Genomic DNA, 25731 nt, shown 5'->3' on the forward strand with positions numbered 1-25731 from the left:
TGGTTTGACAAAAAAAGACGAGCCCCCATAGACTCGCCTTTCTTGAAGATTGTATAACAACTTGTTATTTAGTTAAAAAAATATAATGATGTGTTTTTAGAATCAATTTTAATAATTATGAACTTTAATTTACGGTAATGATCATTCTTCTGTCTTCTGCATTTGTATTAACGTTACCTCCTGTTGCATTAACCCTAAAAATAATCGTATGACTACCGGGTGCCAATGTAGTTGTCCAGTTCCCTACACTACTGTATCTGTATAAAAAGTTACCTGCATTCTGAGTTGAATATCTCAAGTTACCACCTACTACAAGACCATCTATCAGTATTTGATAGGTACCCACGGCATTAGCATCCACTCCATTTGTAAATGTTTGTGGGTTAAAACTTACCTGTACGGTTACATTTTGTGTTCCTGCTAAACTAATAGTCTGTGTAAGGTCAGATGAGCTCCCAATCGCAACTTGTACTGCTCCTCCTGAGCTTTGCTGAAAAGTTCTTGCACATAAACTTCTCCAATTGGTTCCGTTAAACAAAAATGTACAGTTTTCATCCGTATTATACACTTGAAGACCAGCGGCAGGTGTTGCAATAGCATTCATCTGGCCAGAATTCATTCGTGGCATCAAAAGACCTGAAGAGGTAGAAGCCACATCTAAAATAGCAGAAGCACTAGGTGTTGAAGTACCTATTCCTACACGACCAGCGGAAGTAACTCTTATGCGTTCTAAATATCCACCTCCTAAAGAATTCCCAAGCATAAATTCTTCTTCAGACGCTAGTCCTAGAGCTCCTGTACGTATACTTCCCATTCCCCATGCCGCACCACCAGAAGTAGGACCCGCGTTGGTAAATCCTAAAAGAGCATAATTTCCTGTTGCTATAGGAGATGTATTTCTTAATGCCGTTATCACAAATTGATTCCCAGCAGAAGGCGCATCGAACAGTGTATATCTATTGGAGACAGCTGTTGCGCTTACTACTTGAAATCTATTTTCAGGAGCTGATGTTCCTATTCCGACATTTCCTGTTCCTTTGATACGCATCAATTCATTCGATCCAGCTCCACCAGTTAATCCCGCATAAAATACATGATCAGTTGTTGTTCTATCTGCCTGATAACGCATAATACCAGAATTTACACCAAAGCCATAAAATTCATTATCATTATCTCCAGTTTCATACAATACAATCTTACGGTTAGCCAATGTACTTCCTAAATGTAATTGCGCATGAGGAGCAGCTGTTCCAATTCCAACTCTACTATTAAGAGCATCTACTGAAAATGTGCTTCCGCCTACAGAAAACCCATTGACCAAACTATTCGTGAATGTTAAAGGAAAAGTAGCCTGATTTACGACCCTATTACTATTAAGGGTTCCGCTTGTCGTATAAATATTTCCCAAAGCGTAGGTAGCATTCGTTGGGTTGTATAATTTCACCCATACAAGACCATCAAAATAATAGTATCCGATAGAATCTATGTTTACCGCGGTTCCTAATTGCGTTCCGGTAGCAACGCTATTTACATACAGTAAGGTAGAAGCTGGAACACCTATCATACTTTGGGCCCTTTGTCGGTCTACACGAGGGATAAGAACTCCATCTACAGTAGGAGAATTTCCGGTCGTATTTTTAGCGGTTATATCTAATGAAGCCGCCGGTAAAGCCGTATTAATTCCTACTTGAGCCTCTGCTGTTCCATACAGCCCTGATAAAGCAACAACTACTGAAAATGTTAGTTTTTTCATATTATTCAAGTTTTATGATATTAAGTTTTTGGTATCATAAAAATATAAAAAATATTAATCAAAAAATCAAAATACACACATAAATTACTAATAAACAATAATTTGTATTAAAATATATCTAATTATAGTGAAAAACATAAATATAATTCATTTTGATTAAATTTAATCCTAAAAAACATCTCTTTATAGTGATATAATTGAATAATTGCTAAAAAAGACAAACCGTAACGGCTCGCCTTTTTCAGAACATTAAAAAAAGGAAGTTGGAAAACATTAAAATACGACCACTTTTTATAAAATAATGGGTTATTAAAATTAATCACCCATTCTAAAGACAAGTAACTGAGTAGAGCCTGCATTTAAAATCATACCTGTACCACCACAGTTACCGGATTGCCCTCTGCCAAGATTTATCTCCCAATTGGTATTTGCAGGAAGTGTAGTGGTATATGTGATAGCATTACCATGAACAGAAAGGCCTCCCTGAACATGAGCTGCTGTATTATGTACCCTTTGGAAACCAGAAGTAAGAGGAAAATCTACAAAATAAGAACTCAATGTACACCCTGTATTATTATGAGAAGCTTCATATACAAAAGCTATCTGATATGTTCATGCAGGAAATGTAATAGTACTTGAACCCGCATTATAAGTTAAACCCGGTATTGTACTTTTAACAAAAGACATCGGTACAACTTGAGAGCCTCCTGCACCATATCCATTTAAAAAATTATTTTGATCTGTTGCTAATTTAAAAATAGCCGGATCCGGGATAGATAAAGAAGCTAGCGTACTGATTGTTTTTACGACTCCTGTAGCACTAAGCACCATTAATTTATCAGTTTGTTTATCTCCTGTGGTGATGCCTTCTAACCGTAAAGGATTATTTCCTGTTACATGCAGTTTATTAGAAGGCGTAATGGTTCCAATACCTAATCGGTCGTTGGCTGCGTCTACAGATAATGTAGTTCCAGCTACAGAAAAAGCATTGGTTGAAGTACCTTTAAATGTAAATTTCTTCGCTCCCATATGTACAACCCTGTTTTCAGTAATCGCACCATCTACATTATAAACATTTACATTTGAATTTGTACTAGCAGAATTTAGTTTAGACCATGCGATACCATCATAAAAATAATGTCCAACAGCATCTACATTCGCTGCAATTCCTGTCTGTGATCCTGTAGCAATGCTATTTATATAAATCAAAGTAGAAATAGGAATTGCATTCATACTTTGCGCTCTCTGTCTGTCTACCCTTGGAATCAAAAGCCCATCTACAGTGGTTGCTGTACCTGTTGTATTTTTCGCCATGACATCCAGAGTAGACGTGGGTGAAGATGTATTAATGCCCACCTGTCCATTTAAATTCATTGAATACGCTAAAATAGCCAATACACTAAATAATTTACTGTTTTTCATTTGTTTATTTTTAATTATAGTTTTATTTATATGCTATACTTAAACCTTGTATTCAATAAACTTCTTGGTACATCAATCTAAAAAACCATAGAACCAATACTGAAATTTCTGAAAATGAACTGATCCTTTTTTATTGAGAATTAAAATTCTTTACAATGGCAAAAGTGCTCGGCAAAACTATGTGGAGCATACTTAAATTGATGATAAAAGACCGTTAATTAATGTTAGTTGTAGACATAACATCAATGAGAAAGTGTTAATTAAAAAAATACAAACAAAAGAATTACAAACTATTACATATTTTAAAGTGCTATTTTAATTGAAAATCCTATACGATTAATCCTATCAGTCAAAAAAATAAACCCATCCGTTACCTCTGCCTCTCAACCATTTTAGAAGTTAAAAAGACGGTATACATTATGAACTAAAAGGCAATCTTGGGGGAATATTCAAAAAGCTGCTTTTCATTTTATAGCTTGAAGATCAGGCAAATCAGACACATTTTTAATACCACTTAATTTGTTCTATTTACTTCCGTTTTTCAAGGATTAAAATTCAAAAAAAAAATCACAAAAAAAGGTGAGAAAAAAATTCTCACCTTGTCTTATATGGATATCAATAATTTTAATATTCAAACAAAATACTTCCCCAAGTAAATCCACTTCCGAAAGCGGAAAGAAGAACCAAATCTCCTCTTTTAATTTTACCCAGCTCAATGGCTTCGCTTAGCGCAATAGGAATAGAGGCTGCGGTTGTATTTCCGTATTTCTGTATATTATTATGAATCTTTTCATCCGGCAACCCAAATTTCTGCTGCACAAACTGCGCAATTCTTAAATTCGCCTGATGCGGGATAAACATATCAAGATCCTCAATGGTTTTTCCTGCTTTATCTAATGCTTCCTGCATGGTTTCAGGAAATCTGGTTACTGCATGCTTGAATACGAAATTACCGTTCATGATCGGGTATACTTCTTTATTCGTTACATTTTCAGGTTCTTTTCTCATCCTGTCACTCCATCCGTATTTAGAACCCGGAAACTGCGTACACAATTCGTCTGCATATTTCCCCTCAGAATGCATATTCATCGCTAAAATATCTCCAGCATTAGCATCTTCTGTTGCAGAAAGAACAATCGCTCCTGCCCCATCTCCGAATATTACAGAAACCCCTCTTCCTTCATCAGAAAAATCTAATCCGAAAGAATGAATTTCAGCGCCTACCACCAAGATATTTTTATACGTTCCCGATTTAATAAAGGCATTCGCAACACTCATCGCATACACAAACCCTGAACACTGATTTCTCACGTCCAACGCACCAATGGTATCACAACCCAACATATCCTGAAGCAAAACTCCACATCCAGGAAAATAATAGTCCGGAGAAAGAGTCGCAAAAATAATATAGTCTATGTCTTTAGCCGTTAAACCTGCTTTTTCTATAGCTTTTTCAGAGGCTTTAAAACCTAAATAAGCGGTTGTTTCCTGAGAATCATTTCTGTTGGTACGGTGTCTTCTTTCTTTAATACCAGTTCTTTCCGTGATCCATTCATCATTTGTGGTCATTAATTTAGCTAGATCATCATTCGTTACAACATTATCCGGCACATAAAATCCGATCCCTTTTATTGTACTTTTAATCATATAGTTTTTTAATTTTGGCAAAGATAAAACTTATTTAACACATAGTATTTCAAAATATTAGTATTTTTACTTTATGCCAATTGATACGATATACAGAGACTCCCAATGCGAATGGGTGGATGTAGAAGCTCCCACAGCGGAAGACATGAAATTTCTTCACGAAAGATATGAGATCAACAATCTCCTTCTGGAAGATACCTTAGACCCTAATCACCTCCCAAAATATGAAGAAGACGGAAACGTGAAGTTTTTCCTCTTTCGTGAAAGCACCGAGCTTGAAAGGAAGAACCTAAACACCATTAGCGACATCAGTACCAAGATTGGCGTTTTTTTGTTGGATAAAACCATCATTACCATCCACCGGATGAAAACCAAAAGTATTAATGAAACGAAAAAACAACTTTCCAACTCAAAGGAAGAAACCACTTCGCAGAACATTGCATTAATGATTGCTTTATTGATGATGAAAAGTTTTGATGATGAAGCGGTAAGCTTAATGGAAACGATGGATAATATTGAAAATGAGATCTTCCTTAAAAATACAAACCATACCAATCAGATCCGAAGATTGTATAAACTGAAAAGAAAATCAGGATTAAATTCCCGGGTATTAACGATCTCCACAGATGCAATTGATAAATTTAAACTCTTAGGATTACAGGATTCTGAAGTGGTGGATTTAAAAGATAAACACAAAGATGTTGTGGCAGATTTTGATCATCTCAATATCCAAATCACCAACTTAATCGGGATGTTTTTAGCCCTTTCTGATCAAAAAGCGAATCAGGTGATGAAAGTTTTGGCGATCTATTCCGTTTATTTTTTACCGATTACTTTTATTGCCGGAGTTTACGGAATGAATTTCGAAAATATGCCCGAACTGCATACCCAACACGGTTATTTTTATACGCTAGGTTTAATGGCGCTGATTGTGATCTGTACTTTTATTTATGCAAGGAGAAAGCAATGGTAGGATTACTTACTCATTACAGTGAGCAAGCATATACATACTGTAAAGATTGATTTTGGTAAACGCAAAGGCGCAAAGCTGATTGAAATATGTTGTCTTTAAGGCGCAAGGATTTTATCTTTGATAAAATTGATTGTGTTATAATTGAACGTACACTTTGTCATTCCGGAGGAATCTAGATTTATTAATTGATCAAGATGATAAACTTTGAATATTTATTCTCGCAGATTGAGCGAATAATGCAGATGATTATGTGAAAATTAAAAATCCGTTGAAAGATCTGCGCTATCTGCTTAATCTGCGAGAGAAAAAAAATAAAACCAACCATGAAAACCGAAATTCTTAACAAAATCATTGAAGAAAATGTTCTTTCCCAAGAATCAAAAGAAAAGCTCAAGGCTTTGCATGAAAATATTTCATCCAAAGAGTTTTCTGATCTTTTGGATGCTCATGGAAATCAATATGTAGAATTTGTGCAGGAAGGTGGCGGCGTTTGGGGAAGCGCGTTGGTGGGTTATCTGTATGGATTGGAAATCTTCGGAGTTCGTTTTCTGAAAATTGCAGGAACGAGCGCTGGTGCTATTAATACGATGTTAATTGCTGCCTGTAAAACCAAAGAAGAATCTAAAAGTGAAGTCATTAAAGAAATTCTGTTCAACTGGAACTTCGCCGATTTTATGGATGGAAAAACCTATGTAAAAACCACCATTCATGCAATGTTGAATAACAAGAACTTCCTGAAAATAAACGCCATTATTGCGGCTGTGATGATGATTATTCTTGTCATTATTCCATTTGCACTTTCCTCGAAAACTACCCTGAATGCAAAACTCCTTTTTCTTGTTCCGCTTATTCCCATTACCATCGCATTCTTTTGTATTAAAAAGTTTTATAATGATTTCAGGAAACAAAATAGCGGACTTAATCCCGGAAAAGTTTTCTTAGATCAAATGACGGATGTAATGAACGGATTCGGAATCAAAACAGTAGCCGAGCTTAATGAAAAATTCATTCAAAAAGAACGTGAGCTTAACCTCAACTACCGCTACGGAAATAATCAGGAATATTACAATATTGCTTTACAAAGTATTGAAGCCATTAAAGCAAAAAATATAGAACATATTGATCAGACTCAATATAAAATATTCTACGAAAGTGCGGTTAATAACGATTACTATAAAAATAATCCGTTTCATTTATTACGATCAGAATATATTGTTATTACCACCGATATCAATGCCAAAATAAAAGTTGAACTGCCAACAATGGCTAATTTATATTGGTCTGAAGAGGAATTGAAACGCATCAGCCCGGCCGAGTTCGTTCGTGCTTCTATGTCGGTTCCTTTCTTTTTTGAACCTTTCCAAAAAGCAATTGATAAGAATGATGATTCTGTGAAATACGCCTGGAAATTCTGGATGAATACCAAACCCGAAGACATCTACCCTGTCGGTGTTTTTATTGATGGCGGAAGTATTTCTAATTTCCCCATTGATCTTTTCCATTCAAGCGATGTTTTTTATCCCAGAATGCCTTTGTTTGGCGTACAGCTCACCAATGATTCAGATATTCTTTCCGAGAAAGGAAAAACCAGTGAACAGATTCTGAAAACTCCCTTCTCATTTGCCGGAAATATTATCGATACTTTAAAAGGTTTTAACGATAAATCATTCCTTACCAAACATACTTTTTACCATTTGTACAGCATTCAAACCGTGAATTGCGGAACCAGCAGCTGGCTCAATTTCTTTATGAAAAGAGAAGAAAAAGAAGAACTTTTCAACAAAGGTTTTCTCGCCGCTTTGGATTTCCTCAATCAATTCGACTGGGAAAAATACAAATACGAAAGAATGATGCTCTCCATGAAAGAGAAAAAAATATTGAAGGAAGAGGATACGAAGACGGTGGGGTAAGGGAATTTGAGTATTTTTAGCCTTTAAATATTTTATATCGTAAATGAAGAAAAAACATTTTTTTATTCTTGGATTTCTGTTGATCTTACTTTTCATTTCAATTCCTATTATTCATGTTTTCAAAACAAAATGGGGAGAATCTAAAAATAAGGTCATCATTCCAAATGGATATAGCAACGACGCCAGTCAGCTAAACCTAACAAAAATAGATACCTTAATAAAAGTTCCCGAAACTAAAGTTGAAATAGAAAAGCAACTTCGCCAAATACTAAAATATGCGAAGGAAAAGAATTTAAAGATCTCTATTGCCGGCGCCCAACATAGTATGGGAGGACATTCTATTTATCCAAACGGAATTCTCCTCAATATGCTTCCTTACAAACAAATGGAGCTTGATACTAAAAATAACATTCTTACCATCGGATCGGGTGCACTTTGGGAAGATGCAATCAAATATCTAGACAAATATGGAAAGTCAATTGCTGTCATGCAGGCCTTTAGTTCGTTTTCAGTAGGAGGTTCTATGAGTGTGAATGGTCATGGTTGGCAAAAAGATTCGCCTCCAATTTCTTCAAGTGTAGTATCATTTACTTTGATGAAAGAAAATGGCGAAGTGATTAATTGCAGCAGAAATGAAAATCCTGAACTTTTCAAATTAGTTATTGGTGGATATGGACTTTTCGGAATCATTCTCGATGTGAAACTAAAAGTAGTAGATAATCTTGCTTTACAATATAAATATATCCGTATAAGCTCAAAGAATTATCCTGATTATTACAAAAAATTCGTCTCAGATAATCCGAATGTGAACTTAGTTTTTGGAAGATTAAAAATATCCAACAAACATTTTCTGGAAGATGCAACGATTAATTATTTTGAAAGAACAGATGAAAAACCGTTATCACTTCCAGCACAAAATGCTAAAAATGAAGAGACAAAGCGTTTAGTTTTCAGAAGTACCGTGAATAGCGAATATGGAAAAAGACTTCGTTGGGATCTGGAAACCGGAATGAACAGGATTACAAGAAATACTGTTTATTCAAGAAATGAATTGTTGAATGATCATGTTTCCCTAATAGAAAATAAAGATCCAAATTCTACAGATCTTTTACAGGAGTATTTTATTCCAGCAAGAAATTTCAACCAATTTATAGAAGATATAAAACCGGTGCTAAAATTTTCTCAAATTGATTTACTCAACATTACGATTCGAGCAGTAAATAAAGATGAAGACAGTTATATGAATTATGCAAAAGAAAATGTTTTTGGTTTCGTTCTTTTATTTAATCAAAAGAAAACAGATCAACAGGAACATAAAATGAAGATACTCACCAACAAACTAGTTGATGCAGCCCTAAAAAATGAAGGAACTTTTTATCTACCGTATCGACTTCACATAGACCGAGTGAAAATGAGAAAAGTTTATCCTCAAACTGACTCATTTTTTCAACTCAAAAAGAAATATGACCCTAAGGAAATCTTTGAGAATAAATTCTATCTCCACTATAAATAAAAAATAACATGATGAAATACCTCTGCCAATGCTGCGGCGAAGAAAAAGAAGACTGGCCTGCCATAGCTTATTCTGCTCCATACCCGTATTTTCAATTGTCTGAAGAAGAATTAGAAAACACAGAGTTAACCTCTGATTTGTGTATTATAAAGTATTCCGACGAAACCTGCTATTTTATCCGAGCAGTTCTCGTACAGGAAGTCAATGATAGTTGCCAAGATCTCGAATATGGGATTTGGGTTTCGTTAAGTGAAAAAAGCTTCAATGAATACGTTGAAAATTATGACAATAAAGATTTTGAAGGAGGATATTTCGGATGGCTCTCCAACTATCTTCCTGATTATGAATTTAAAGAAAGTATTCCTACTGATGTATTTGTAAACAATACAATAGGAAGACCTTTTATTCATCCTCATGAAAGTTTTGACCATCCTTTTGTTCATGATTTTTATAATGGAATTTCAAAGGAAGAAGCTGAGGAAAGAATTAATAAAATGCTTAAAAACTAATAATGGCAAGTTGTTTTATTATATTTAAAGATGGGAGATGTTTCTCCAGAAGATGGACTGGATATGATTATATTATTAAAATTGTCATCCATGAATTATATCTGATTGAAAATGGAAAAGAGCTCGCAGCATGGCTGGAATTACAGATTCCTCCTGACCATGAAGACGAGTCTGAAAGAGCAGAAAGTGGATACGGTTTTTATAGTGAACGAACACACGAATGGATTAACAGAGATTTGGACACACGAAGTCTTACAGAAGAAAACCAAAAATTGTTCTGGCAAGCTATCGAAAACGGACGTCCAAAAGTACACGATTCAGAATTACCAGATTATACTGATCTAAATCCGGAATATTTTGAAATCTTCTATGAAATGTACAGGCTTTCTGAGGAAGGAGCTCCACCGCTGGAACACTCACACTGGGGAAGAGTCACGGAATGTAATATCAAAAATGGCCCGGGCTGGGAAGAAGAAACAAATGAGTAAATTATAAGACTATGAACTGGATTATCAGAAGCACAAAAATTGTAAAATTTCACACTAACCTACATGAGGTTTTAAAACCAATTTGGGAAGACCTTATTGATTATGACTGGGTTTTAACAGATTTAGATTTTGTAACAAACAATGAGATCCCCATCAGTTTGGATAAAGATTATTTTGTTTTAAGTAATGAAGAATTTGAAACGCTTTATCAATCTAGAACTCAAATAATCTGGGGAATTATTTCTGCTATTCCTAAAAATTCTCAATTAGACTTTAGTATTATTTCAAAATTACCTGCAGAGCATGAAAATGCATGGAAACCCAACGAATTTTTAATTAAAGAATCATTTCTTGAAATTGTAGCATTCGACAGTGGGTATACTATCGTTAAATTTAAGGATGAAAAACTTTCAAATCAGTTTAAAGAGTATTTTCAGGAACAAGCTATAGATTTACAAAAGTTTAATGATAAACATATCCAATGAGATTAAAATCTATTCATAAAACGTTTTTTTTCACAGGAATATCTATGGGTATCCTTTCCATCTTTATGTTTCTAATAGGTATAAGTATATTTAGTTCTACAGGACAAAATCCAATAAAGGTTAGAATAGGTGAGTTCTGTTTTGCATTTTGGCTCCCCTTTTTAGTAATTGGTTTTCTTTTATCTATTCTTGGGCTTATATTGTATCTTATAAAAAGTAGTACAAAATAAATAGCAGAACACTTAGATACCTTTTTAGAATTAAAGGCATTGATTATGTTGGATATGGATATTAATAATCACCTTTATTAAATTATGCAGATTTCTCCTCCGTCGAAATGACAGACAGTATAAATCCTAAACTTCATTTTAAAACGCAAAGTTTTACTATGCAACTATATTATTTTTAGGAAGCAAAGAAATGCAATAAAGTCGCTCATGAACTAAACTTCTTAAGAATCAATTATATTGATTCTTTTCATTGCTCCCTTAAATATCCAGAATTCAAAATAAATCTTTGCGTTAAAATACTTTCCTAAGGCAAACACAGGATACAAAATCAGTATCTACAACCCATCAATAAACTCCAAATACAACGGTATACTTCTTTCAATGGTTTCTTCAGAAGCGTCCTGCTCCATTCCGTAAAAAACAAACGGTTCTTTGTAGTCTGCCTTTATATAATCGAAGGTTAGTTCAAAAGGAGTTGTTAGTTCTTTCATCGTGTATTTATATTTTCCGGATGCGCTGTAACCTTCTTCATCAATTCCTGCGGTGATGGCCAAAGAGATCTTTTTCCCTTCTACTTTGTAACCACTTTTGCTTCCGTATGCCCAGCCATACAATACCACCTCATCAAACCATTTCTTTAAAAGCGGCGGACTGCTGAACCAATAAAACGGAAACTGAAAAACTATTTTATCATAAGATTCTATCAGTTTCTGCTCTTTTAGAATATCGATCTTTTCGTCAGGATATACTTGGTATAATTCATGAACCGTATATTTTTCGGGGTATTTATTTAATTCATCGATCCATCTTTTATTGATGACAGATTTTTCTATTTGCGGATGAACGACTATAACTAATGTTTTCATTGTATTTAAATTTCTATTGCAAAAATAATATACGTAACTTACATTTTCAATAGTAGTACCCCATTGTACGGTACTATAAAAAATGTAAGTAATGACTAAAATAAAGGAAACATCCACCAATTTTGCCAACAAAAAAGCCCTTGCTGACGTATGTCTGGAAATCTATGCCTCCAATGTTATTGGCGGACAATGGTCTTTGGCTATCTGCTGTTATCTTATCAATGGAAAGCTGAGGTTTGGCGAACTGAGAAAATGTCTTCCCAATATTACCGAACGTATGCTCACCCTTCAACTCCGCAAGTTGGAAGAAGATAAAATCCTTACAAGAACGGTATTCGCAGAAGTTCCTCCCCGCGTTGAATATGAACTCACCGAGATTGGCTACAAACTAAAACCCATTATTGAAGAGCTCGAAAAATGGGGAAAAGAGCATAAAGAAATACTGAATCCAGAAGAGTAATAAGATATTAGATTTATAATACAAACTTGTTTACACTTTTTATTTTTAACCGCAAAAGAATCAAAAGAATTACATATTATTTAAGTTAATTTTGAACTGTAAACAAGTATACATAAGTTTTAAAAAATCTTTGCATATTGAGCCGAGTCGAAATATTATTCTTTTGTAAGCTTATGTTTTCAAAATAGCTAAGCTTTATAATAATAGAATAAGCTAATATAAGTCATTCTTCAAATCTTATTTTCCATTCATAATTTTCGTAATTTTAAGTATTATTAAACACAATATAAACTAATTACGTTATTAAAAATTCAATTCTTTTATTTCTGTTTTTTGCAGTAATCAGCTTTGGAAATTCACTGAATGCTCAGAAAATTACGGATGGCCAGACCATAGAGGTCAACGGCATGAGCGTCACTTTTAACATTACCAATAAAGAAAGTATTGAGGCAGGCGGAAAACCCTATGACCGTTACAAAGTTTCTGCTACGGTAAAAAATACCTCACCCCAATCTTATAATATCAGATTATCTTCCTTCCCACAAATTGTCAGTAATATTGGTCTTGTAGAATTAGACTGCATCAATGCAACCGGTGCCAAACTGACCTCAAAAAAGATTGAACTGAAAATGAAAGCACAGATCATCAATGTGACCTATTCTGCTTATGATAAATCAGGAAAATTCACCAATGGGATAATTCCTGTCACCGGAAGTTATTATTTTGATGCAGGAGATACCATTAGTGATCATGCTATTTTTATTGTTCCTCAGGGGCAGGCACCAGATGTTACGGTGAGAAGCTTGAAGTAATGCACTTTGTGTCATTCAGAGCGAAACGAAGTGTAGCGTGGAATCTTTTTAAATGTATAATAGATGCTTCGACTTCGCTCAGCATGACAGTTCTAATACTAACTGTTTTATTGTAACGGTATATTTTTAGCAATTTTACACTGAGCGGAGTCGAAAATTCTAGTAATAGTTGTTCTAAAATAAATGCTAATTGATTTTTCAAACACAAATTACACGAATATTCTTCACAAATAATACAAACATTATTTTCAACAATATCAATAGGAACGGGCTTTAGCCCGTTTTCATTTTAAAATACCTCCAACTGGCTTTAGCCAAAACTTACTGTAAATAAAATGAAATGCTTCGACTTCGCTCCAGCATGACATTTCTAATACTAACGGTTTTATGATATCGTTCTTTTTTAGCGTTGTCATCCTAAGCGAAGTTGAAGCGTTTTAACAGAAGTCTAGATCTTATTCCACATCGGATGATGCTTTAAAACATCCTGATACACAGGGCAGCTTTCTTCATGACATCCTTTTAAAAATCCGATGCTCATTAGAAATTCATTGATGATTTCTCCGCCTGTAAACTTGAATGTTTTTTTGAATATTTTCATCCATTCCTCTAATGTTTTAGGATGATGATGCTCCAGCCATTTTTCAAATGAGCCGAATTCTTTTTGTAATGCAATAATGGTTTTCGCATTTTCGATGGCGGCGTTTACTTTTAATTTATTTCTGATAATTCCCGGATCACTCAACAATCTTTCACGATCCTGTTCTGTGTAAGCTGCTACTTTTTGAATATCAAAGTTATCGTATGCATTTCTGAAACTCTCTTCTTTCTTTAATATCGTTTCCCAGCTCAACCCTGCCTGATTAATCTCCATAATTAGTCTTCCGAATAATTCATTATCATCATGAATCGGAAATCCGTAATGGTTATCATGGTATTTTTTGTGAAGCTCTTTTCTGCTTTCGGGCTGCATTCCTTCTATTGCTGAACAATAACTCATTTCAATATATTTTCTGTTTTGGTTAAAAATTTATCTAACGCCTCTTTCATATCAATTCCGGTTCGGTCTGCTAATATAATCAACCACCAGATATTTTCACCTAATTTATGCTCGAGTTCTTCTCTGGAGTTTGCTTTTGTCCATGTCTTTTCATGTGACATGATATTTCGCCCTACCAAACCTGCATCTGTAAGATAAGCCAAAGCATCTTGCTCTAAGATCCATTCTTTACCGTTCTGCTGAATTTCCAGTTGGTGGTATTTCTCTCTGATTTCAAGAGAACGTTTTATGATTTCGTCGAAATTATTCTGACTCATTTTTTTAGGTTTAATGGTATAAAGATATAATTGTATTGTGACAACTACCTGTCAGTAGCATCCATAATGTATATCAAAACATCATTTTTCATTGAATAAAAAAAGCCCTGAATTACTTCAGGACTTAGAAAAAACCTATAACCATAACCTCCTTCATTGTCAAACATCAATTCGTTCCACCTCCTAAAGCCCTGTAGAGATCTACTTCTGCAATAAGCTTTTCCTGAACCACATTAATATATTCTAAGTCGTTCTGGAGTTTATTATTTTGGGCAGTTATTACGTCAAGGTAAGTCGCCATCCCATTTTTATATAATTTCAGGGCATCATTAATTCCTTTCTCTAAAATTTCTGTTCGTTGTGACAGTAAAGCCAATCGTTCAGAAGTTCCTTTAGATTTTGCCATAGCATCAGAAACCTCAGCAACGGCTGTCATTACCGTTTGCTTAAAAGTTACCGCAGATTTTTCCTGCTCAATAATGGCTGTTTTATAGGCCGTACTCAATTGTTTTTTCTGTAAAAGCGGCATTGCAAGATTGGCAGCAATCGTTTTGGTGAGTGATCCGGGAAGGTCAAACCATGTATTAAACTTACTGGAATTCACCCCAATTTGTGGTGTTAGACTAAGACTGGGATACATTGCGGCTTTCGCCAATCCCGTTTTTGAATTAAGGCTAATGACCGCAAATTCTGCAGCTCTTACATCCGGTCTGCGACTGAGTAGCTCAGCTGGAACTCCTTCAGATAATGTATTTTCAAACATCATACTTTTTAAATTTTCTCCACGAGAGACCTGAGTTGGATATTCTCCGCAAAGAATACTTAAAGCATTTTCCTGCACCGAAATATTCTGTTTGGCTAAAGGAATCAGCAGTTCGGCTGTTTTCTTTTGTGCTTCAGATTGTTGAATAGCCAACGAATTGATCTGTCCGGCATTAAATTGCAGATTCATCATCTGAAGTGTACGGTTACTCAGTTCAATATTTTTCTCGGCTATTTTTAACTGTTCATCCAAACTTACCAAATTATAATAGGCCTGTGCTACCTGCACAATGATTCTTGTTTTAAGCGCATTCAGGTTTTCTCTTTGCGAAAAATAATCTGCAGCGGCAGATTCTCTTTGCATTTTAGCTTTCCCCCAAATATCAACTTCCCATGACAGTCTTATGGTTGCACTAAAATCATCAATATACTTCTGTCCTGAAAATTGTTGATTCAACGACCCGTTCAGTGAATTTCCTGATGCCCAACTTCTATTGGCTCCTGCACTTACATCCACGGTAGGCATCATAGAATGTCTGGCCTGTTTGTATGCCAGATCCAGCTGATCCATTGTTTTTAACGCATTCACTACTTCATTGTTTTTATGTAAAGCTTTATCAATCAGATCCGTTAATTTTGGATCTTTGAAAAACGTCTTCCAAGGAAGCAAAATACCATCTCCGGTTACCTGTACAGAATTATTATACTGTTGAGGAATAGCAAGCTCCGTTCGTGTATATATTTCCCCTACGGAACAAGAGACCACTAATGCCGCCATTGTACCTGTTAAAAGGATATTTTTCATATTAATTATTCTCATCTGTTGAATTATTGTGTGAAACAATTACTTGTTTTTTAGAGGATAGTTTTTCGTCCACATATTGGAAAAACATATATAAAACAGGAATTACAAAAATCCCCAATACCACGCCGCTCAGCATTCCCATCGCAGCACTTACACTGATGGATTTATTTCCTGCTGCCATTCCACCTCCTGATAACATTAAGGGGATCATTCCCACAATAAATGCCAGTGATGTCATGATAATCGGGCGAAGTCTTGATCTTGCTCCTTCCAATGCAGATTCAAGTATAGATAAACCGGACTGTCTTCTTTGTACGGCAAATTCCACAATCAGAATGGCATTTTTCGCCAATAGACCAATCAACATAATTAATCCGATCTGTACATAAATATTATTATCTAAACCGATGGCTTTAATTCCCAAAAAGGCTCCGACAATACCCGTCGGAATAGATAACAATACCGCCAAAGGAAGGATATAACTTTCGTACTGTGCAGATAAAAGCAGGTAAACGAAAAGCAAACAAAGTCCTAAAATCATCATCGTTTGATTGCCCGAAGATTTTTCTTCTAAACTTAAACCCGTCCATTCGTAGCTGTAATCCGAAGGTAATTTGTCTAACACTTTTTCAAGATTACCCATTAACTGTCCGTTACTTACCCCCGGTTTTGGGCTTACATTGATACTTAAAGCATTGTAAAGATTATATCGGCTTACCGATTCGGGTCCATATACTTTATGTAGCGAAATCAGCGTGTTGGCAGGAACCATTTCTCCTTTATCATTTTTAACAAAAATATCATTGAAGGCCTGCTCATCCATTCTGTACACTCCGTCTGCTTTAATATTTACTCTGTAAAATTTACCAAATCTTGAGAAATTCTGTGATTGGTCTCCTGAGAAATATGTCTGAACCGTTCCTAAAAGACTGGCTACACTTACGCCTAACTGTTCTGCTTTATCTTCATCTACTTCCAGCTCAAGCTGCGGATAATCTGCACGGAACATGGTGTACGCATAGGCAACTCCGGGCGTTTGCATTAACTGTCCTATAATTTCGTCGGCTTTCGCTTTCAATACTTTGGGATCTCTTCCCATACGGTCCTGAAGCATAATTTCAGCATCACTCGTCATTCCGTAGCCTTCAACAGGAGGCATTCTGATGGTCATTATACTTCCTTCTTTAACAACCGCTAATTTTTCATTAACAACTTCTAAAATGGCATCAATATCCTTAATTGCTCCCCTTTCTTTTTTAGGTTTTAATTTCACAAATCCAACAGCATAAGCAGGTCCTGTACTATTGCTCAAAATATTAAACCCTGTGATAGAAACATTTTCATGGATGGCTTCTACCCCTTTTAAAATCTTATTGACCTTATCTGCCACTTCTGTAGTTTTCATTAATCCTGTTCCGGGTGGCATACTGATGCTGTAAATAAATAAGCTATCATCTTCCATGGGAACAAAACTTTTTGAAGTGCTCGTCATTAACCAAGCTGCCAAGCCAATTATTACGACTACTATGCCGGCGCACAGCCATTTTTTAGTAATTAAAAATCGGACTCCTTTTACATATCTGTTGGTTAAATTATTGAAACTTGCATTAAATGCGGTAGAAAACTTCTGCCCGAATCCTTTTTTCTCCCCATGTCCTTCTGCATGATTATTTTTAAGGAATACCGCACACAAAGCAGGCGTTAATGTCAATGCATTTACAGCTGAAATAATAATCGCGATGGCTAACGTATAGGCAAACTGCTTATAAAATATCCCTGCAGATCCGGTCATAAATCCAATCGGGATAAATACCGCAGACATCACCAAAGTAATGGATATAACTGCCCCCGTAATTTCGCTCATCGCTTTATGAGTTGCTTCTTTACCGGTGAGATCAGTTCCTTCCATATTACTGTGAACGGCTTCAACCACAACGATGGCATCATCTACAACAATACCAATGGCCAGCACTAAGGCAAATAACGTTAATACATTAATGGTAAACCCTAACACCAACAGGAAGAAAAACGTCCCTACAATGGCTACCGGAACAGCAATCGCCGGAATGATGGTAGATCTGAAATCCTGCAGAAATATAAAGACCACAATAAACACAAGAATAAAAGCTTCTATCAACGTAGATTTTACCTGCCCTGTTGCTTCATCCAGTCTTTCTTTGGTGCTGATCATTTTCGAATATTTTATACCCGGCGGAAAAGATTTTGAAATTTGATCAAGAGACTTGGTTACCTCTACCTCAATATCGTTGGCATTAGAACCTGTAGTCTGCAAGATTCCTACAGTAACTGCATTTTTGCCATTAACAATATTATCGCCGCTGTAGGAAATAGATCCGAACTCCACTCTTGCCACATCTTTAAGACGGATGATATTGGTTCCATCATTTTTTACAATAATGTTATCATATTGCTCCGGCTTATTTTTCTTCCCTTTGTATCTGATGACATATTCTAAGGCAGCTTTAGATTCCTCACCCAATTTTCCTGGAGCAGCTTCTAAGCTTTGGTTGGCAATTGCAGTTGAAATATCAGAAGGCAGTAATCCGTAAGATGACATTTTCTGCGGATTCAGCCAGATTCTCATCGAATAGTCTTTAGAACCGAATACCTGTGCCTGCCCTACTCCTTTAACCCTTTTAATTTGCGGAATAATATTGATGTTGGAAAAGTTTTGCAGAAAGACCTCATCATATTTAGAATTGTCATCCGTATAAATATTAAACATCATGATCATACTATTCTGCTGTTTAGAAGTAGTAAGCCCCATCCTGATGACTTCCTGAGGCAAAATAGGCGTGGCCTGCTGCACTCTGTTTTGTACGTTTATCGCAGCCTGATCAGGATTAACACCTTGTTTAAAAATAACAGAAATAGAAAATGTTCCGTCATTACTTGCAGTAGATTTCATGTACTGCATATCTTCCACCCCGTTTATTTGTTCTTCCAGGGGCGTAACTACTGAACGGACAACCGTTTCACTGTTTCCACCAGGATAAGACCCCGACACCATTACCGTAGGAGGTGAGATATCGGGAAATCTTGTTACCGCTAATTGATTAAGCCCTATGATACCGAGTATAACAATGATAAATGATATTACCGTTGCCAATACAGGGCGATCTATTATCTTTTTAAGCATTATTTAATTTTCTAAAAATGAATACATTATTGTGAGATTATTTTACAGGAACCACCTTAGGAACTACCTGGGCACCTTCAGTAAGAACATCTACCCTGTTAATGGCAATCTTATCGCCTGCCTTTACCCCTGACGCTACGAAATAATCATTGGCAGTACCTCCCGAAAATTCTACAGGAGACATGATCACTTTATTACCCACACCCAATTTATAGACGAAAAACTTATCCTGAATATCTTTCACTGCAGTTTTAGGCAGCTTTACCACTCCGTTCATAAATTGATGTACCATTACTCTTGCTGTACCACCTGCTCTCAACAGTTTATCAGGATTTGTGAACACAGCTTTCATCTGCATACTTCCGGTATTGGCATTAATATTTCCACTGGCAGATTCTAATTTCCCTTTGTAAGAATAGGTTGATCCATCCGCCAATAAAAGCTCTACCATTCCTGTATTGTTATCTAATAAAGTCTTGGAATGTCTAATATAATCGGCTTCATTCATTGAGAAATAAACATTCACCGTATTGATATCAGAAAGCGTGGTTAACGGTGCTGTAGCTGATGGTGAAATAAGATTTCCGATACGGTTGGGTATTCTGCCAATATATCCGCTAACCGGAGCTTTAATACTCGTAAAATTCGCATTGATCTGGGTAGATCCCAACGCAGATTTTGCCTGAGTTACCTGAGTCGCCGCTGCCTGATAAGCCGTCTGCGCTGTTCTTAGCTGCATCTCAGAAACCACTTTACCCGCCACAAGAGGTTTCAGCTTTTCAACTTCCAGTTTAGCTGTTGCAAGGTTGGCTTCAGCTGTTTTTACCGCTGCACTACTGCTTGTTACTTCCTGATTATACACAGAAGGATTGATTCTGAAAAGGGTCTGCCCTTTATTCACATATTGTCCTTCTTTTACATAGACAGCTTCCAGATATCCCGTTACCTGCGCACGGATTTCCACATTATCTTTTCCTTCTATACTCCCGGGGTATCCTGTAGAAATATCGGCATCTCCATTTTTAAGCTGAATGAAATCGGTAGGCAATGCTACAGCCTGAGGCATTTCATTTTGTTTATCGCCTGAATGGCAGGAATACATCACAGTTGCCAATGCAATAACCGATGCAGCATAACTTATTTTATAGTTCATAATGGTTTAATTTTCCTTTTAATCCTTGGCAAAATAACTTATTAAACAAGGTAGAAAAGTTGAAAATCTTAGTGAACCGACAATAATAGGCTTTGAAATGTTGGATACCCAAAATGAAAAGAAAATAGGCAAATATTGAAAAAATCAAGCCTTTAAAATTTAAGAATTAGAGTAAAGAAATCAATAGAAATAGAGTAATCGTTGATTATTAAAAACGCATCAGAAATTCAGACTAAATTCCTATCGGAATAGCCAACGAAATGAAGCATGAAAATAGAATATTTTAAAAGTTTAAATAGCTTCGATGAGGTTTATCGTAGCCAAAAGAATGAGTCAGAAACTCCTGCACTAATATTCCATCCAAGATTTAAACAGAGGCGCTTTTTCTCTGCTAATAATAACCTCAATATCAGAATGCTTTTTTAGTTCTACTTTCAATTTATTATTAAACAGATTATACACCTGACTTACAGAATCAATATGAATAATAAACTGTCTGTTGGCCCTAAAAAACAAGGCGGGATCTAACTGTTTTTCTAATTCTTCCAACGTTTGAGGAACAACCTCAGCACTTCCGTTGTTAAGGATTGCTTTACAGACTCCGAGTTCTGTGTAAAAGAAAGAGATATCGTTTATTAATACCGCTTTATATCCTTCTCTATGCGCCAAAAGAAAACGTTTCCTATATTCTTTGGGCTGCATATAATTCATCAAACCTTCTATCGCAGTGCTTACCATTGGTATCTTTTCCAGAATATTTTCATAGCTTTTTAAAGCAGTGTCCAATTCTTCTTCTTCCACAGGTTTCAAAAGATAATCAATGCTGTTATACTTAAAGGCTTTTACTGCGTATTCATCATAAGCCGTTGTAAAAATTACAGGACATTTTACTTCAATCTGATTAAAAATTTCAAAACTCAAACCATCTGCCAACCGTATATCCATCATAATAAGATCGGGATGTTCATTAGCTGTAAGCCAAGCTACAGATGAAGCTACAGATTCTTCCACCGATACGATTTCCACTGCAGAACGCAATTTTAAAAGCAACCTTTTTAAACGATCTGCATTAGGTTTTTCATCTTCAATGATTAAAATTGTATTGAGTTTCATAATAATGGGATTTTTGCGATGAAGTCTTTTTCAGTTTTTATAAGTAGCGGCTTTCTGTCACTTAACAGTTCAAATCTGCTGATAATATTTCTAATACCAACACCAGAAGATTCCGCTTTAGTGAGAAGTGGAAGCAAAGTATTATGAACCACTAAATATTTGTCTTTCGTGGTATAAATATTTATCTGTAAAGGGTTAGTCTTTGTGGTTTGATTATGTTTAATTGCATTTTCAACTAAAAACTGTAAGGTTAAAGGAGGGATTAATGCCTTAGAAAATTCTTCAGCCACATTAATTGTAAATACGACTCCATCCCCAATTCTTTTTTTGGTAAGAAAAATATAGGAATCCAAAAATTTCAGTTCGTCATCCAGCGCAATTATATCTTTCTTTGAATTAACGAGGAGATAGCGATAAACTTTAGCAAAATTTTCAGAATATTCATATCCAAGCTGTTGGTCTTGTAAAATAAGCTCAGAAAGAACACTGAGATTGTTAAAAATGAAATGAGGATCTATTTGTAATTTAAGCGATTGAAGTTCAGCCGCCATGGCTGCCTGTTTGTGCTGAAGCGCTGTAAGTTTATGTTGTGCTGCCTCCAATGATGTTGCTCTCCAATTATTAAGTAAAAAATTCCCTGTATTAATCGCATTTATGATAAAAGAAATAACAATATTGGTGGCTACCCATCGTGCCAGTTGTGTTAGTTCATAATAATTTTGGGTTTCCCATAAATCCTCAAACGGATTTAAATAAATAATATTGAAAATGACAACAATAGCCACACTTGCTGTTACATGAAAAAAAGCCTGTAGAAATAATCTTTTTTCTGGTTTCTCAGTCCATTGAAACTTCTTATTGAGTACGCTGTCAATTAGCAAACTTATTTCACAAAGAACAACACAAAGAAGTAAGGTCCATAAAATATCTTCTATAATACTACTCCAATTTCTAGAAGTATATATTTCCCAATCTGAGTCGAAAGGATCTATAAGATATGAAAAAAGATAAACAAAAACAAAAGAAACAAACCATATAACCACTCGTTTTTTACCGGCTGATTTTATTATTTTCTCTCTTTTCTTTAATTTTTTTAACATACACAGAATAACAACCTAGGTCTTTTTATATCTATAATTTTGTAAAGATAAATATTGTGCTATAATCAGAAATATGTTTTTACACGAACAAACAAAATTAAACCATGAAGTGTGCTTTATTGAATTTGAAACGTTTTGAAAACTTAAGACACCGATTCTTTATACTCATCAAGATTATTCTGATGGATTGTTTACATTTTGAAGAGATTGCTTGTATTCGTTGGGGGTAAGTTCTGTCTTCTTTTTAAATAATTTACTGAACGATTGTGGATGTTCAAACCCCAATTGATACGCCGTTTCAGAAACTGAAAACTGAGATTCTGAAAGATATTCTTTAGCCTTTTCAATCAGTTTATCGTGAATATGCTGTTGTGCATTTTGTCCTGTATGATGACGAAGCATATCACTCAAATATCTTGGTGTAAGGTTGAGTTGTGAAGCTAAATATTCTACTGTCGGAAGGCCTTTTATTTCTTTTTCTTTATCGAAATAATCATTTAATAAATCCTCCATTTTAGACAACAGATCATTATTGGCTGATTTTCTGGTGATAAACTGTCGGTTGTAAAAACGATTGCTGTAGGTCAACAATAATTCGATCTGAGAAATAATAACATCCTGACTGAATTGATCTATCCGTTCATTCAATTCATTCTGAATATTTTCAAAAACATTGGTAATTGTTTTCTTTTCTTTTTCAGAAAGATATAAAGCTTCTGCCGCTGAATACGAAAAGAAACCGTAGTCTTTTATTTTTTTGAGTAAAGAATAAGGTCTGATAAAATCTGGGTGAATATGTAATGACATCCCGCTATAATCGGTCTCTTCACTATTCAACCTCAGCACTTGCCCCGGCGCCACAAAAGACATTCCTCCTTCTTGAAAATCGTAATAGCCTTGTCCGTATCGGATCTTACCGTTGAATTTTGTTTTAAAAGAAATTTTATAGAAATCCGTCTTCATTCCATGCTCAAAGTCTGCAGGATTAAAATGAACTTCTCCATAGTCCATAATACTGATCAGCGGATGCTGTGGTACAGGCTTTCCCATCGCTTTATGCAAAGCCGACAAAGATCTAAAATGAATGGGCGACGGGCTGGTTTTCATAATACAAATATAAGATGAGAATGGGATAAGTGTTTGTCTGGAATGGGAAATTATCAATTTTGCTTCGCAAGTGAATTGTTAATGGTGAATCTGAAAACATACTCAATACATTCACAAGCAAGGCGAATTCATAACTGGCCATTCAACTGTTAGAATACAAAACCTGATTTTATTTTCTGTACCTGAGCTTCGGCACCAATTTCAGTTCTTTCGTTGTATAAAGCATTGGCATCTTTTCCGGCAACATATCTTAACTGATCTTTTCCGTCTGTAGCCGCTTCATAAATAACATAGGCAATATCTTCCGGTTTTGAATAATTCGCGATCTGTTCGGGGCTATATCCTTCCTGAACTTTATCCATTAATTTTTGATACGCCTTATGTTGCGCTCCGTCTAAAGATCGCCCGGCAAAATCAGTTTGTATTCCTCCGGGAGCAACTACTTTTACCTGAACCCCGAATTGTGCCAATTCGTATCCCATACTTTCTGAAAATCCGTCAACCGCAAATTTTGTTGCGCTGTAAATAGAGCAGGTCGGAAAACCAATTAACCCAAAACTTGAAGTTATGTTAATAAGAACGCCCTCTTTTCTCTCTCTGAAATAAGGCGTAAAACCTTTCGTAATACGAATTACACCCATTAAATTAGTTTCAATCTGCGTTTTGATCTGTTCGTCCGTAAAAGCTTCCAAAGGCCCTACCAATCCGTATCCTGCATTGTTGAGAACAACATCTATTTCATAATTGGTAAGAACATAATCGATCGTTTTTGTAAGCTCTTCCGGATTAGCCACATCAAGCTTCAACACCGTTACATTTTCCAATTGGGTAAGCTCTGTTTCCTCTTCTGGTTTTCTCATCGTTGCAATCACATTCCAACCTTTGCTTTGAAATAATTTTGCGGTTGCTTTTCCTAGCCCCGAAGATGCTCCTGTAATAAAAATTGTCTTTTGCATGATCGTAAATTTTATACTGCAAAGTTGCTCAGAAGTCACGATTTAAAAGTAGCCAAATTGAGTTTCGTTGTAGTTGTTTTGACGAAAAAACATATTTTGATATAAATACTTAAATAAGTATTTTAGCGATTGAAGCAACAAATAATAGTTTGGCTTTCACACTTAAATAAAATTTAAAATGCTTCGATTACTTTTTCTAATCCTCACAATCATTTCAATACAGAATGTATCATCTCAAACCATTCAGGAGTGTGATGAAATTTTGAAAATCGAAAACCTTAAATTCCATACCAATGAGATTCGGGTTTATAAAAAAGATGCAACTTCAACAGGTTTAGAATTATTCAGATTATTTCAAGATGACAAAGAAAACTGGAAAGCAGAATTGTATGAAACAATTGCTTCAAATAATAATGGCGAAATCAAAATAAGAGCAAGAAAATCTAAATTAAACTCATTGAAAAATTTTGAACTCATTTGGATGCAGATTCTAGATACTGATATCATTCATTTACCTAAGTGGAAGACTTTTAAATATAAACTAGAAAAGAAAAATAAAAAATATGAAATCGAAGATGGAGAAATTATTTCATTAACTTCCATGAGCAATTTTTTATATGGGTTTTCATATTATGTAAAAATTAAAAATGGTAAACAAGAAAATGAGATTGAATATTCTAATCCTGAATCTTATTTAAAAACATATCCTAATGTGGATGAATTAATTTCATTTAAAGAATTATTAGATGTATTAAGAGATGACTTTAAGATATTCTCTAAATAAACCGTAGTTTTGTAAAAATGCCAGGCACCAGAACATATATTAATTTTTATAAAACAATTGTAGTGATTCTACTTTTGTCTTTTTCATTATCTCCTTGTTCTGTAAAAAGAGATCTTCTGGGTGTTTTCGATATTCAACATGTCAGTACTTTAAACAAAGCAAAAACAACAGTTAGCCCAACGGTACATTGTGATCTTGTTCATCAAAATTTCTCTTCAAAAACTTCTGTTTCAAAAGCAGATTTCAAGGGTAAAGAAATTTTCTCATTTCAATTAACTTCAGTTTCAAACTTTTCTGAGGATACAATTTCTCAAAACAAATATTCTGGAGCAACTACCGGAAACAGCCCACCAAAATATATTCTATTTAAACAATTGAGGTTGAATTTGGATTAGATTCAGTTCTA

The 25731-nt window shown here is 35.1% G+C and carries 24 protein-coding genes; 10 read left to right on the forward strand and 14 right to left on the reverse strand.

Annotation, left to right across the window (positions count from 1 at the left end; genetic code table 11):
• Positions 1-124: 124 nt before the first annotated feature.
• The 4 genes from AMQ68_RS07355 to AMQ68_RS07370 all read right to left on the reverse strand — a co-directional run bounded on the left by AMQ68_RS07355 (position 125) and on the right by AMQ68_RS07370 (position 4822).
• The gene (locus AMQ68_RS07355) at positions 125-1753 is read right to left on the reverse strand and encodes a hypothetical protein (RefSeq protein ID WP_054509917.1); all 1629 of its coding nucleotides are present in this window, start codon (positions 1751-1753) and stop codon (positions 125-127) included.
• Between the two features lie 315 nt (positions 1754-2068).
• Positions 2069-2311 carry a hypothetical protein gene (locus tag AMQ68_RS07360; RefSeq protein WP_054509918.1) on the reverse strand — a complete coding sequence of 81 codons (243 nt, stop codon included), beginning with the start codon at positions 2309-2311 and terminating at the stop codon, positions 2069-2071.
• 54 nt (positions 2312-2365) lie between these two features.
• Positions 2366-3175, reverse strand: a complete 810-nt coding sequence (locus AMQ68_RS07365) for a hypothetical protein (protein WP_123905635.1) — start codon at positions 3173-3175, stop codon at positions 2366-2368.
• A 624-nt stretch (positions 3176-3799) separates the two neighbouring features.
• Positions 3800-4822, reverse strand: a complete 1023-nt coding sequence (locus AMQ68_RS07370; protein ID WP_054509920.1) for a 3-oxoacyl-ACP synthase III family protein — start codon at positions 4820-4822, stop codon at positions 3800-3802.
• Positions 4823-4895: 73 nt separating this feature from the next.
• Here AMQ68_RS07370 and AMQ68_RS07375 point away from each other — a divergent pair, with 73 nt between their 5' ends.
• The 6 genes from AMQ68_RS07375 to AMQ68_RS07400 all read left to right on the forward strand — a co-directional run bounded on the left by AMQ68_RS07375 (position 4896) and on the right by AMQ68_RS07400 (position 10700).
• Positions 4896-5795, forward strand: a complete 900-nt coding sequence (locus tag AMQ68_RS07375) for a CorA family divalent cation transporter (protein ID WP_054509921.1) — start codon at positions 4896-4898, stop codon at positions 5793-5795.
• A gap of 323 nt (positions 5796-6118) precedes the next feature.
• Complete coding sequence (locus AMQ68_RS07380) at positions 6119-7705, forward strand: patatin-like phospholipase family protein (protein WP_054509922.1); 1587 nt, start codon at positions 6119-6121, stop codon at positions 7703-7705.
• Positions 7706-7748: 43 nt separating this feature from the next.
• On the forward strand, positions 7749-9218 hold the full coding sequence (locus AMQ68_RS07385) for an FAD-binding oxidoreductase (protein ID WP_054509923.1): 1470 nt from the start codon (positions 7749-7751) through the stop codon (positions 9216-9218).
• 8 nt (positions 9219-9226) lie between these two features.
• Positions 9227-9727, forward strand: a complete 501-nt coding sequence (locus tag AMQ68_RS07390; RefSeq protein ID WP_369678615.1) for a DUF2199 domain-containing protein — start codon at positions 9227-9229, stop codon at positions 9725-9727.
• 2 nt (positions 9728-9729) lie between these two features.
• On the forward strand, positions 9730-10215 hold the full coding sequence (locus tag AMQ68_RS07395) for a hypothetical protein (protein ID WP_054509924.1): 486 nt from the start codon (positions 9730-9732) through the stop codon (positions 10213-10215).
• An 11-nt stretch (positions 10216-10226) separates the two neighbouring features.
• The gene (locus AMQ68_RS07400) at positions 10227-10700 is read left to right on the forward strand and encodes a hypothetical protein (protein ID WP_054509925.1); all 474 of its coding nucleotides are present in this window, start codon (positions 10227-10229) and stop codon (positions 10698-10700) included.
• Positions 10701-11265: 565 nt separating this feature from the next.
• On the opposite strand, the gene AMQ68_RS07410 is transcribed toward AMQ68_RS07400, so the two are convergent.
• The gene (locus AMQ68_RS07410) at positions 11266-11796 is read right to left on the reverse strand and encodes an NAD(P)H-dependent oxidoreductase (RefSeq protein WP_054509927.1); all 531 of its coding nucleotides are present in this window, start codon (positions 11794-11796) and stop codon (positions 11266-11268) included.
• 91 nt (positions 11797-11887) lie between these two features.
• On the opposite strand from AMQ68_RS07410, the gene AMQ68_RS07415 reads away from it, so the two are divergent.
• Together AMQ68_RS07415 and AMQ68_RS07420 are read left to right on the forward strand one after the other, a co-directional pair.
• Entirely contained in the window at positions 11888-12256 is a 369-nt protein-coding gene (locus tag AMQ68_RS07415; RefSeq protein ID WP_054509928.1) for a helix-turn-helix domain-containing protein, read from the forward strand.
• Positions 12257-12663: 407 nt separating this feature from the next.
• The gene (locus tag AMQ68_RS07420; RefSeq protein ID WP_054509929.1) at positions 12664-13068 is read left to right on the forward strand and encodes a hypothetical protein; all 405 of its coding nucleotides are present in this window, start codon (positions 12664-12666) and stop codon (positions 13066-13068) included.
• A gap of 448 nt (positions 13069-13516) precedes the next feature.
• Here AMQ68_RS07420 and AMQ68_RS07425 read toward each other — a convergent pair whose 3' ends face one another.
• From AMQ68_RS07425 to AMQ68_RS07465, 9 genes are all read right to left on the reverse strand, one after another.
• Positions 13517-14068 (reverse strand): DNA-3-methyladenine glycosylase I, encoded by a 552-nt coding sequence (locus AMQ68_RS07425; protein ID WP_054509930.1) that lies wholly within the window; start codon positions 14066-14068, stop codon positions 13517-13519.
• Positions 14065-14385: a MazG-like protein gene (locus AMQ68_RS07430; protein ID WP_054509931.1), complete on the reverse strand. Its 321-nt coding sequence runs from the start codon at positions 14383-14385 to the stop codon at positions 14065-14067. Before AMQ68_RS07430 ends, AMQ68_RS07425 begins: the two co-directional genes overlap by 4 nt.
• 166 nt (positions 14386-14551) lie before the next feature.
• Entirely contained in the window at positions 14552-15952 is a 1401-nt protein-coding gene (locus AMQ68_RS07435; RefSeq protein ID WP_241775072.1) for an efflux transporter outer membrane subunit, read from the reverse strand.
• 1 nt (position 15953) lies between these two features.
• On the reverse strand, positions 15954-19112 hold the full coding sequence (locus AMQ68_RS07440) for an efflux RND transporter permease subunit (protein WP_054509933.1): 3159 nt from the start codon (positions 19110-19112) through the stop codon (positions 15954-15956).
• Positions 19113-19149: 37 nt separating this feature from the next.
• Positions 19150-20265, reverse strand: coding sequence for an efflux RND transporter periplasmic adaptor subunit (locus AMQ68_RS07445; protein WP_054509934.1), 1116 nt, complete (start codon positions 20263-20265; stop codon positions 19150-19152).
• A gap of 348 nt (positions 20266-20613) precedes the next feature.
• Positions 20614-21378 carry a LytTR family DNA-binding domain-containing protein gene (locus AMQ68_RS07450; protein ID WP_054509935.1) on the reverse strand — a complete coding sequence of 255 codons (765 nt, stop codon included), beginning with the start codon at positions 21376-21378 and terminating at the stop codon, positions 20614-20616.
• Entirely contained in the window at positions 21375-22478 is a 1104-nt protein-coding gene (locus AMQ68_RS07455; RefSeq protein ID WP_054509936.1) for a sensor histidine kinase, read from the reverse strand. Before AMQ68_RS07455 ends, AMQ68_RS07450 begins: the two co-directional genes overlap by 4 nt.
• A gap of 174 nt (positions 22479-22652) precedes the next feature.
• The gene (locus tag AMQ68_RS07460; protein ID WP_054509937.1) at positions 22653-23585 is read right to left on the reverse strand and encodes an AraC family transcriptional regulator; all 933 of its coding nucleotides are present in this window, start codon (positions 23583-23585) and stop codon (positions 22653-22655) included.
• A 149-nt stretch (positions 23586-23734) separates the two neighbouring features.
• Positions 23735-24541 carry an SDR family oxidoreductase gene (locus AMQ68_RS07465; RefSeq protein ID WP_054509938.1) on the reverse strand — a complete coding sequence of 269 codons (807 nt, stop codon included), beginning with the start codon at positions 24539-24541 and terminating at the stop codon, positions 23735-23737.
• Between the two features lie 178 nt (positions 24542-24719).
• Between AMQ68_RS07465 and AMQ68_RS07470 the strand changes: the two genes are divergently transcribed.
• Positions 24720-25325: a hypothetical protein gene (locus tag AMQ68_RS07470; RefSeq protein WP_054509939.1), complete on the forward strand. Its 606-nt coding sequence runs from the start codon at positions 24720-24722 to the stop codon at positions 25323-25325.
• A 17-nt stretch (positions 25326-25342) separates the two neighbouring features.
• Entirely contained in the window at positions 25343-25720 is a 378-nt protein-coding gene (locus AMQ68_RS07475) for a hypothetical protein (RefSeq protein WP_054509940.1), read from the forward strand.
• The last annotated feature ends 11 nt before the right edge of the window (positions 25721-25731 follow it).

This window comes from Chryseobacterium sp. ERMR1:04, assembly GCF_001297705.1.
Classification (GTDB): Bacteria; Bacteroidota; Bacteroidia; order Flavobacteriales; family Weeksellaceae; genus Chryseobacterium.

Bases quoted from the DNA above. Each gene is read 5' to 3' on its own strand.
- AMQ68_RS07415 (WP_054509928.1), top strand. From the start codon at position 11,888: ATGACTAAAATAAAGGAAACATCCACCAATTTTGCCAACAAAAAAGCC.
- AMQ68_RS07410 (WP_054509927.1), bottom strand. From the start codon at position 11,796: ATGAAAACATTAGTTATAGTCGTTCATCCGCAAATAGAAAAATCTGTC.
- AMQ68_RS07380 (WP_054509922.1), top strand. From the start codon at position 6,119: ATGAAAACCGAAATTCTTAACAAAATCATTGAAGAAAATGTTCTTTCC.
- AMQ68_RS07390 (WP_369678615.1), top strand. From the start codon at position 9,227: ATGATGAAATACCTCTGCCAATGCTGCGGCGAAGAAAAAGAAGACTGG.
- AMQ68_RS07385 (WP_054509923.1), top strand. From the start codon at position 7,749: ATGAAGAAAAAACATTTTTTTATTCTTGGATTTCTGTTGATCTTACTT.
- AMQ68_RS07475 (WP_054509940.1), top strand. From the start codon at position 25,343: ATGCCAGGCACCAGAACATATATTAATTTTTATAAAACAATTGTAGTG.
- AMQ68_RS07365 (WP_123905635.1), bottom strand. From the start codon at position 3,175: ATGAAAAACAGTAAATTATTTAGTGTATTGGCTATTTTAGCGTATTCA.
- AMQ68_RS07355 (WP_054509917.1), bottom strand. From the start codon at position 1,753: ATGAAAAAACTAACATTTTCAGTAGTTGTTGCTTTATCAGGGCTGTAT.
- AMQ68_RS07455 (WP_054509936.1), bottom strand. From the start codon at position 22,478: ATGTTAAAAAAATTAAAGAAAAGAGAGAAAATAATAAAATCAGCCGGT.
- AMQ68_RS07375 (WP_054509921.1), top strand. From the start codon at position 4,896: ATGCCAATTGATACGATATACAGAGACTCCCAATGCGAATGGGTGGAT.
- AMQ68_RS07425 (WP_054509930.1), bottom strand. From the start codon at position 14,068: ATGAGTTATTGTTCAGCAATAGAAGGAATGCAGCCCGAAAGCAGAAAA.
- AMQ68_RS07400 (WP_054509925.1), top strand. From the start codon at position 10,227: ATGAACTGGATTATCAGAAGCACAAAAATTGTAAAATTTCACACTAAC.
- AMQ68_RS07445 (WP_054509934.1), bottom strand. From the start codon at position 20,265: ATGAACTATAAAATAAGTTATGCTGCATCGGTTATTGCATTGGCAACT.
- AMQ68_RS07420 (WP_054509929.1), top strand. From the start codon at position 12,664: ATGAGCGTCACTTTTAACATTACCAATAAAGAAAGTATTGAGGCAGGC.
- AMQ68_RS07460 (WP_054509937.1), bottom strand. From the start codon at position 23,585: ATGAAAACCAGCCCGTCGCCCATTCATTTTAGATCTTTGTCGGCTTTG.
- AMQ68_RS07465 (WP_054509938.1), bottom strand. From the start codon at position 24,541: ATGCAAAAGACAATTTTTATTACAGGAGCATCTTCGGGGCTAGGAAAA.
- AMQ68_RS07370 (WP_054509920.1), bottom strand. From the start codon at position 4,822: ATGATTAAAAGTACAATAAAAGGGATCGGATTTTATGTGCCGGATAAT.
- AMQ68_RS07430 (WP_054509931.1), bottom strand. From the start codon at position 14,385: ATGAGTCAGAATAATTTCGACGAAATCATAAAACGTTCTCTTGAAATC.
- AMQ68_RS07440 (WP_054509933.1), bottom strand. From the start codon at position 19,112: ATGCTTAAAAAGATAATAGATCGCCCTGTATTGGCAACGGTAATATCA.
- AMQ68_RS07395 (WP_054509924.1), top strand. From the start codon at position 9,730: ATGGCAAGTTGTTTTATTATATTTAAAGATGGGAGATGTTTCTCCAGA.
- AMQ68_RS07470 (WP_054509939.1), top strand. From the start codon at position 24,720: ATGCTTCGATTACTTTTTCTAATCCTCACAATCATTTCAATACAGAAT.
- AMQ68_RS07435 (WP_241775072.1), bottom strand. From the start codon at position 15,952: ATGAAAAATATCCTTTTAACAGGTACAATGGCGGCATTAGTGGTCTCT.
- AMQ68_RS07450 (WP_054509935.1), bottom strand. From the start codon at position 21,378: ATGAAACTCAATACAATTTTAATCATTGAAGATGAAAAACCTAATGCA.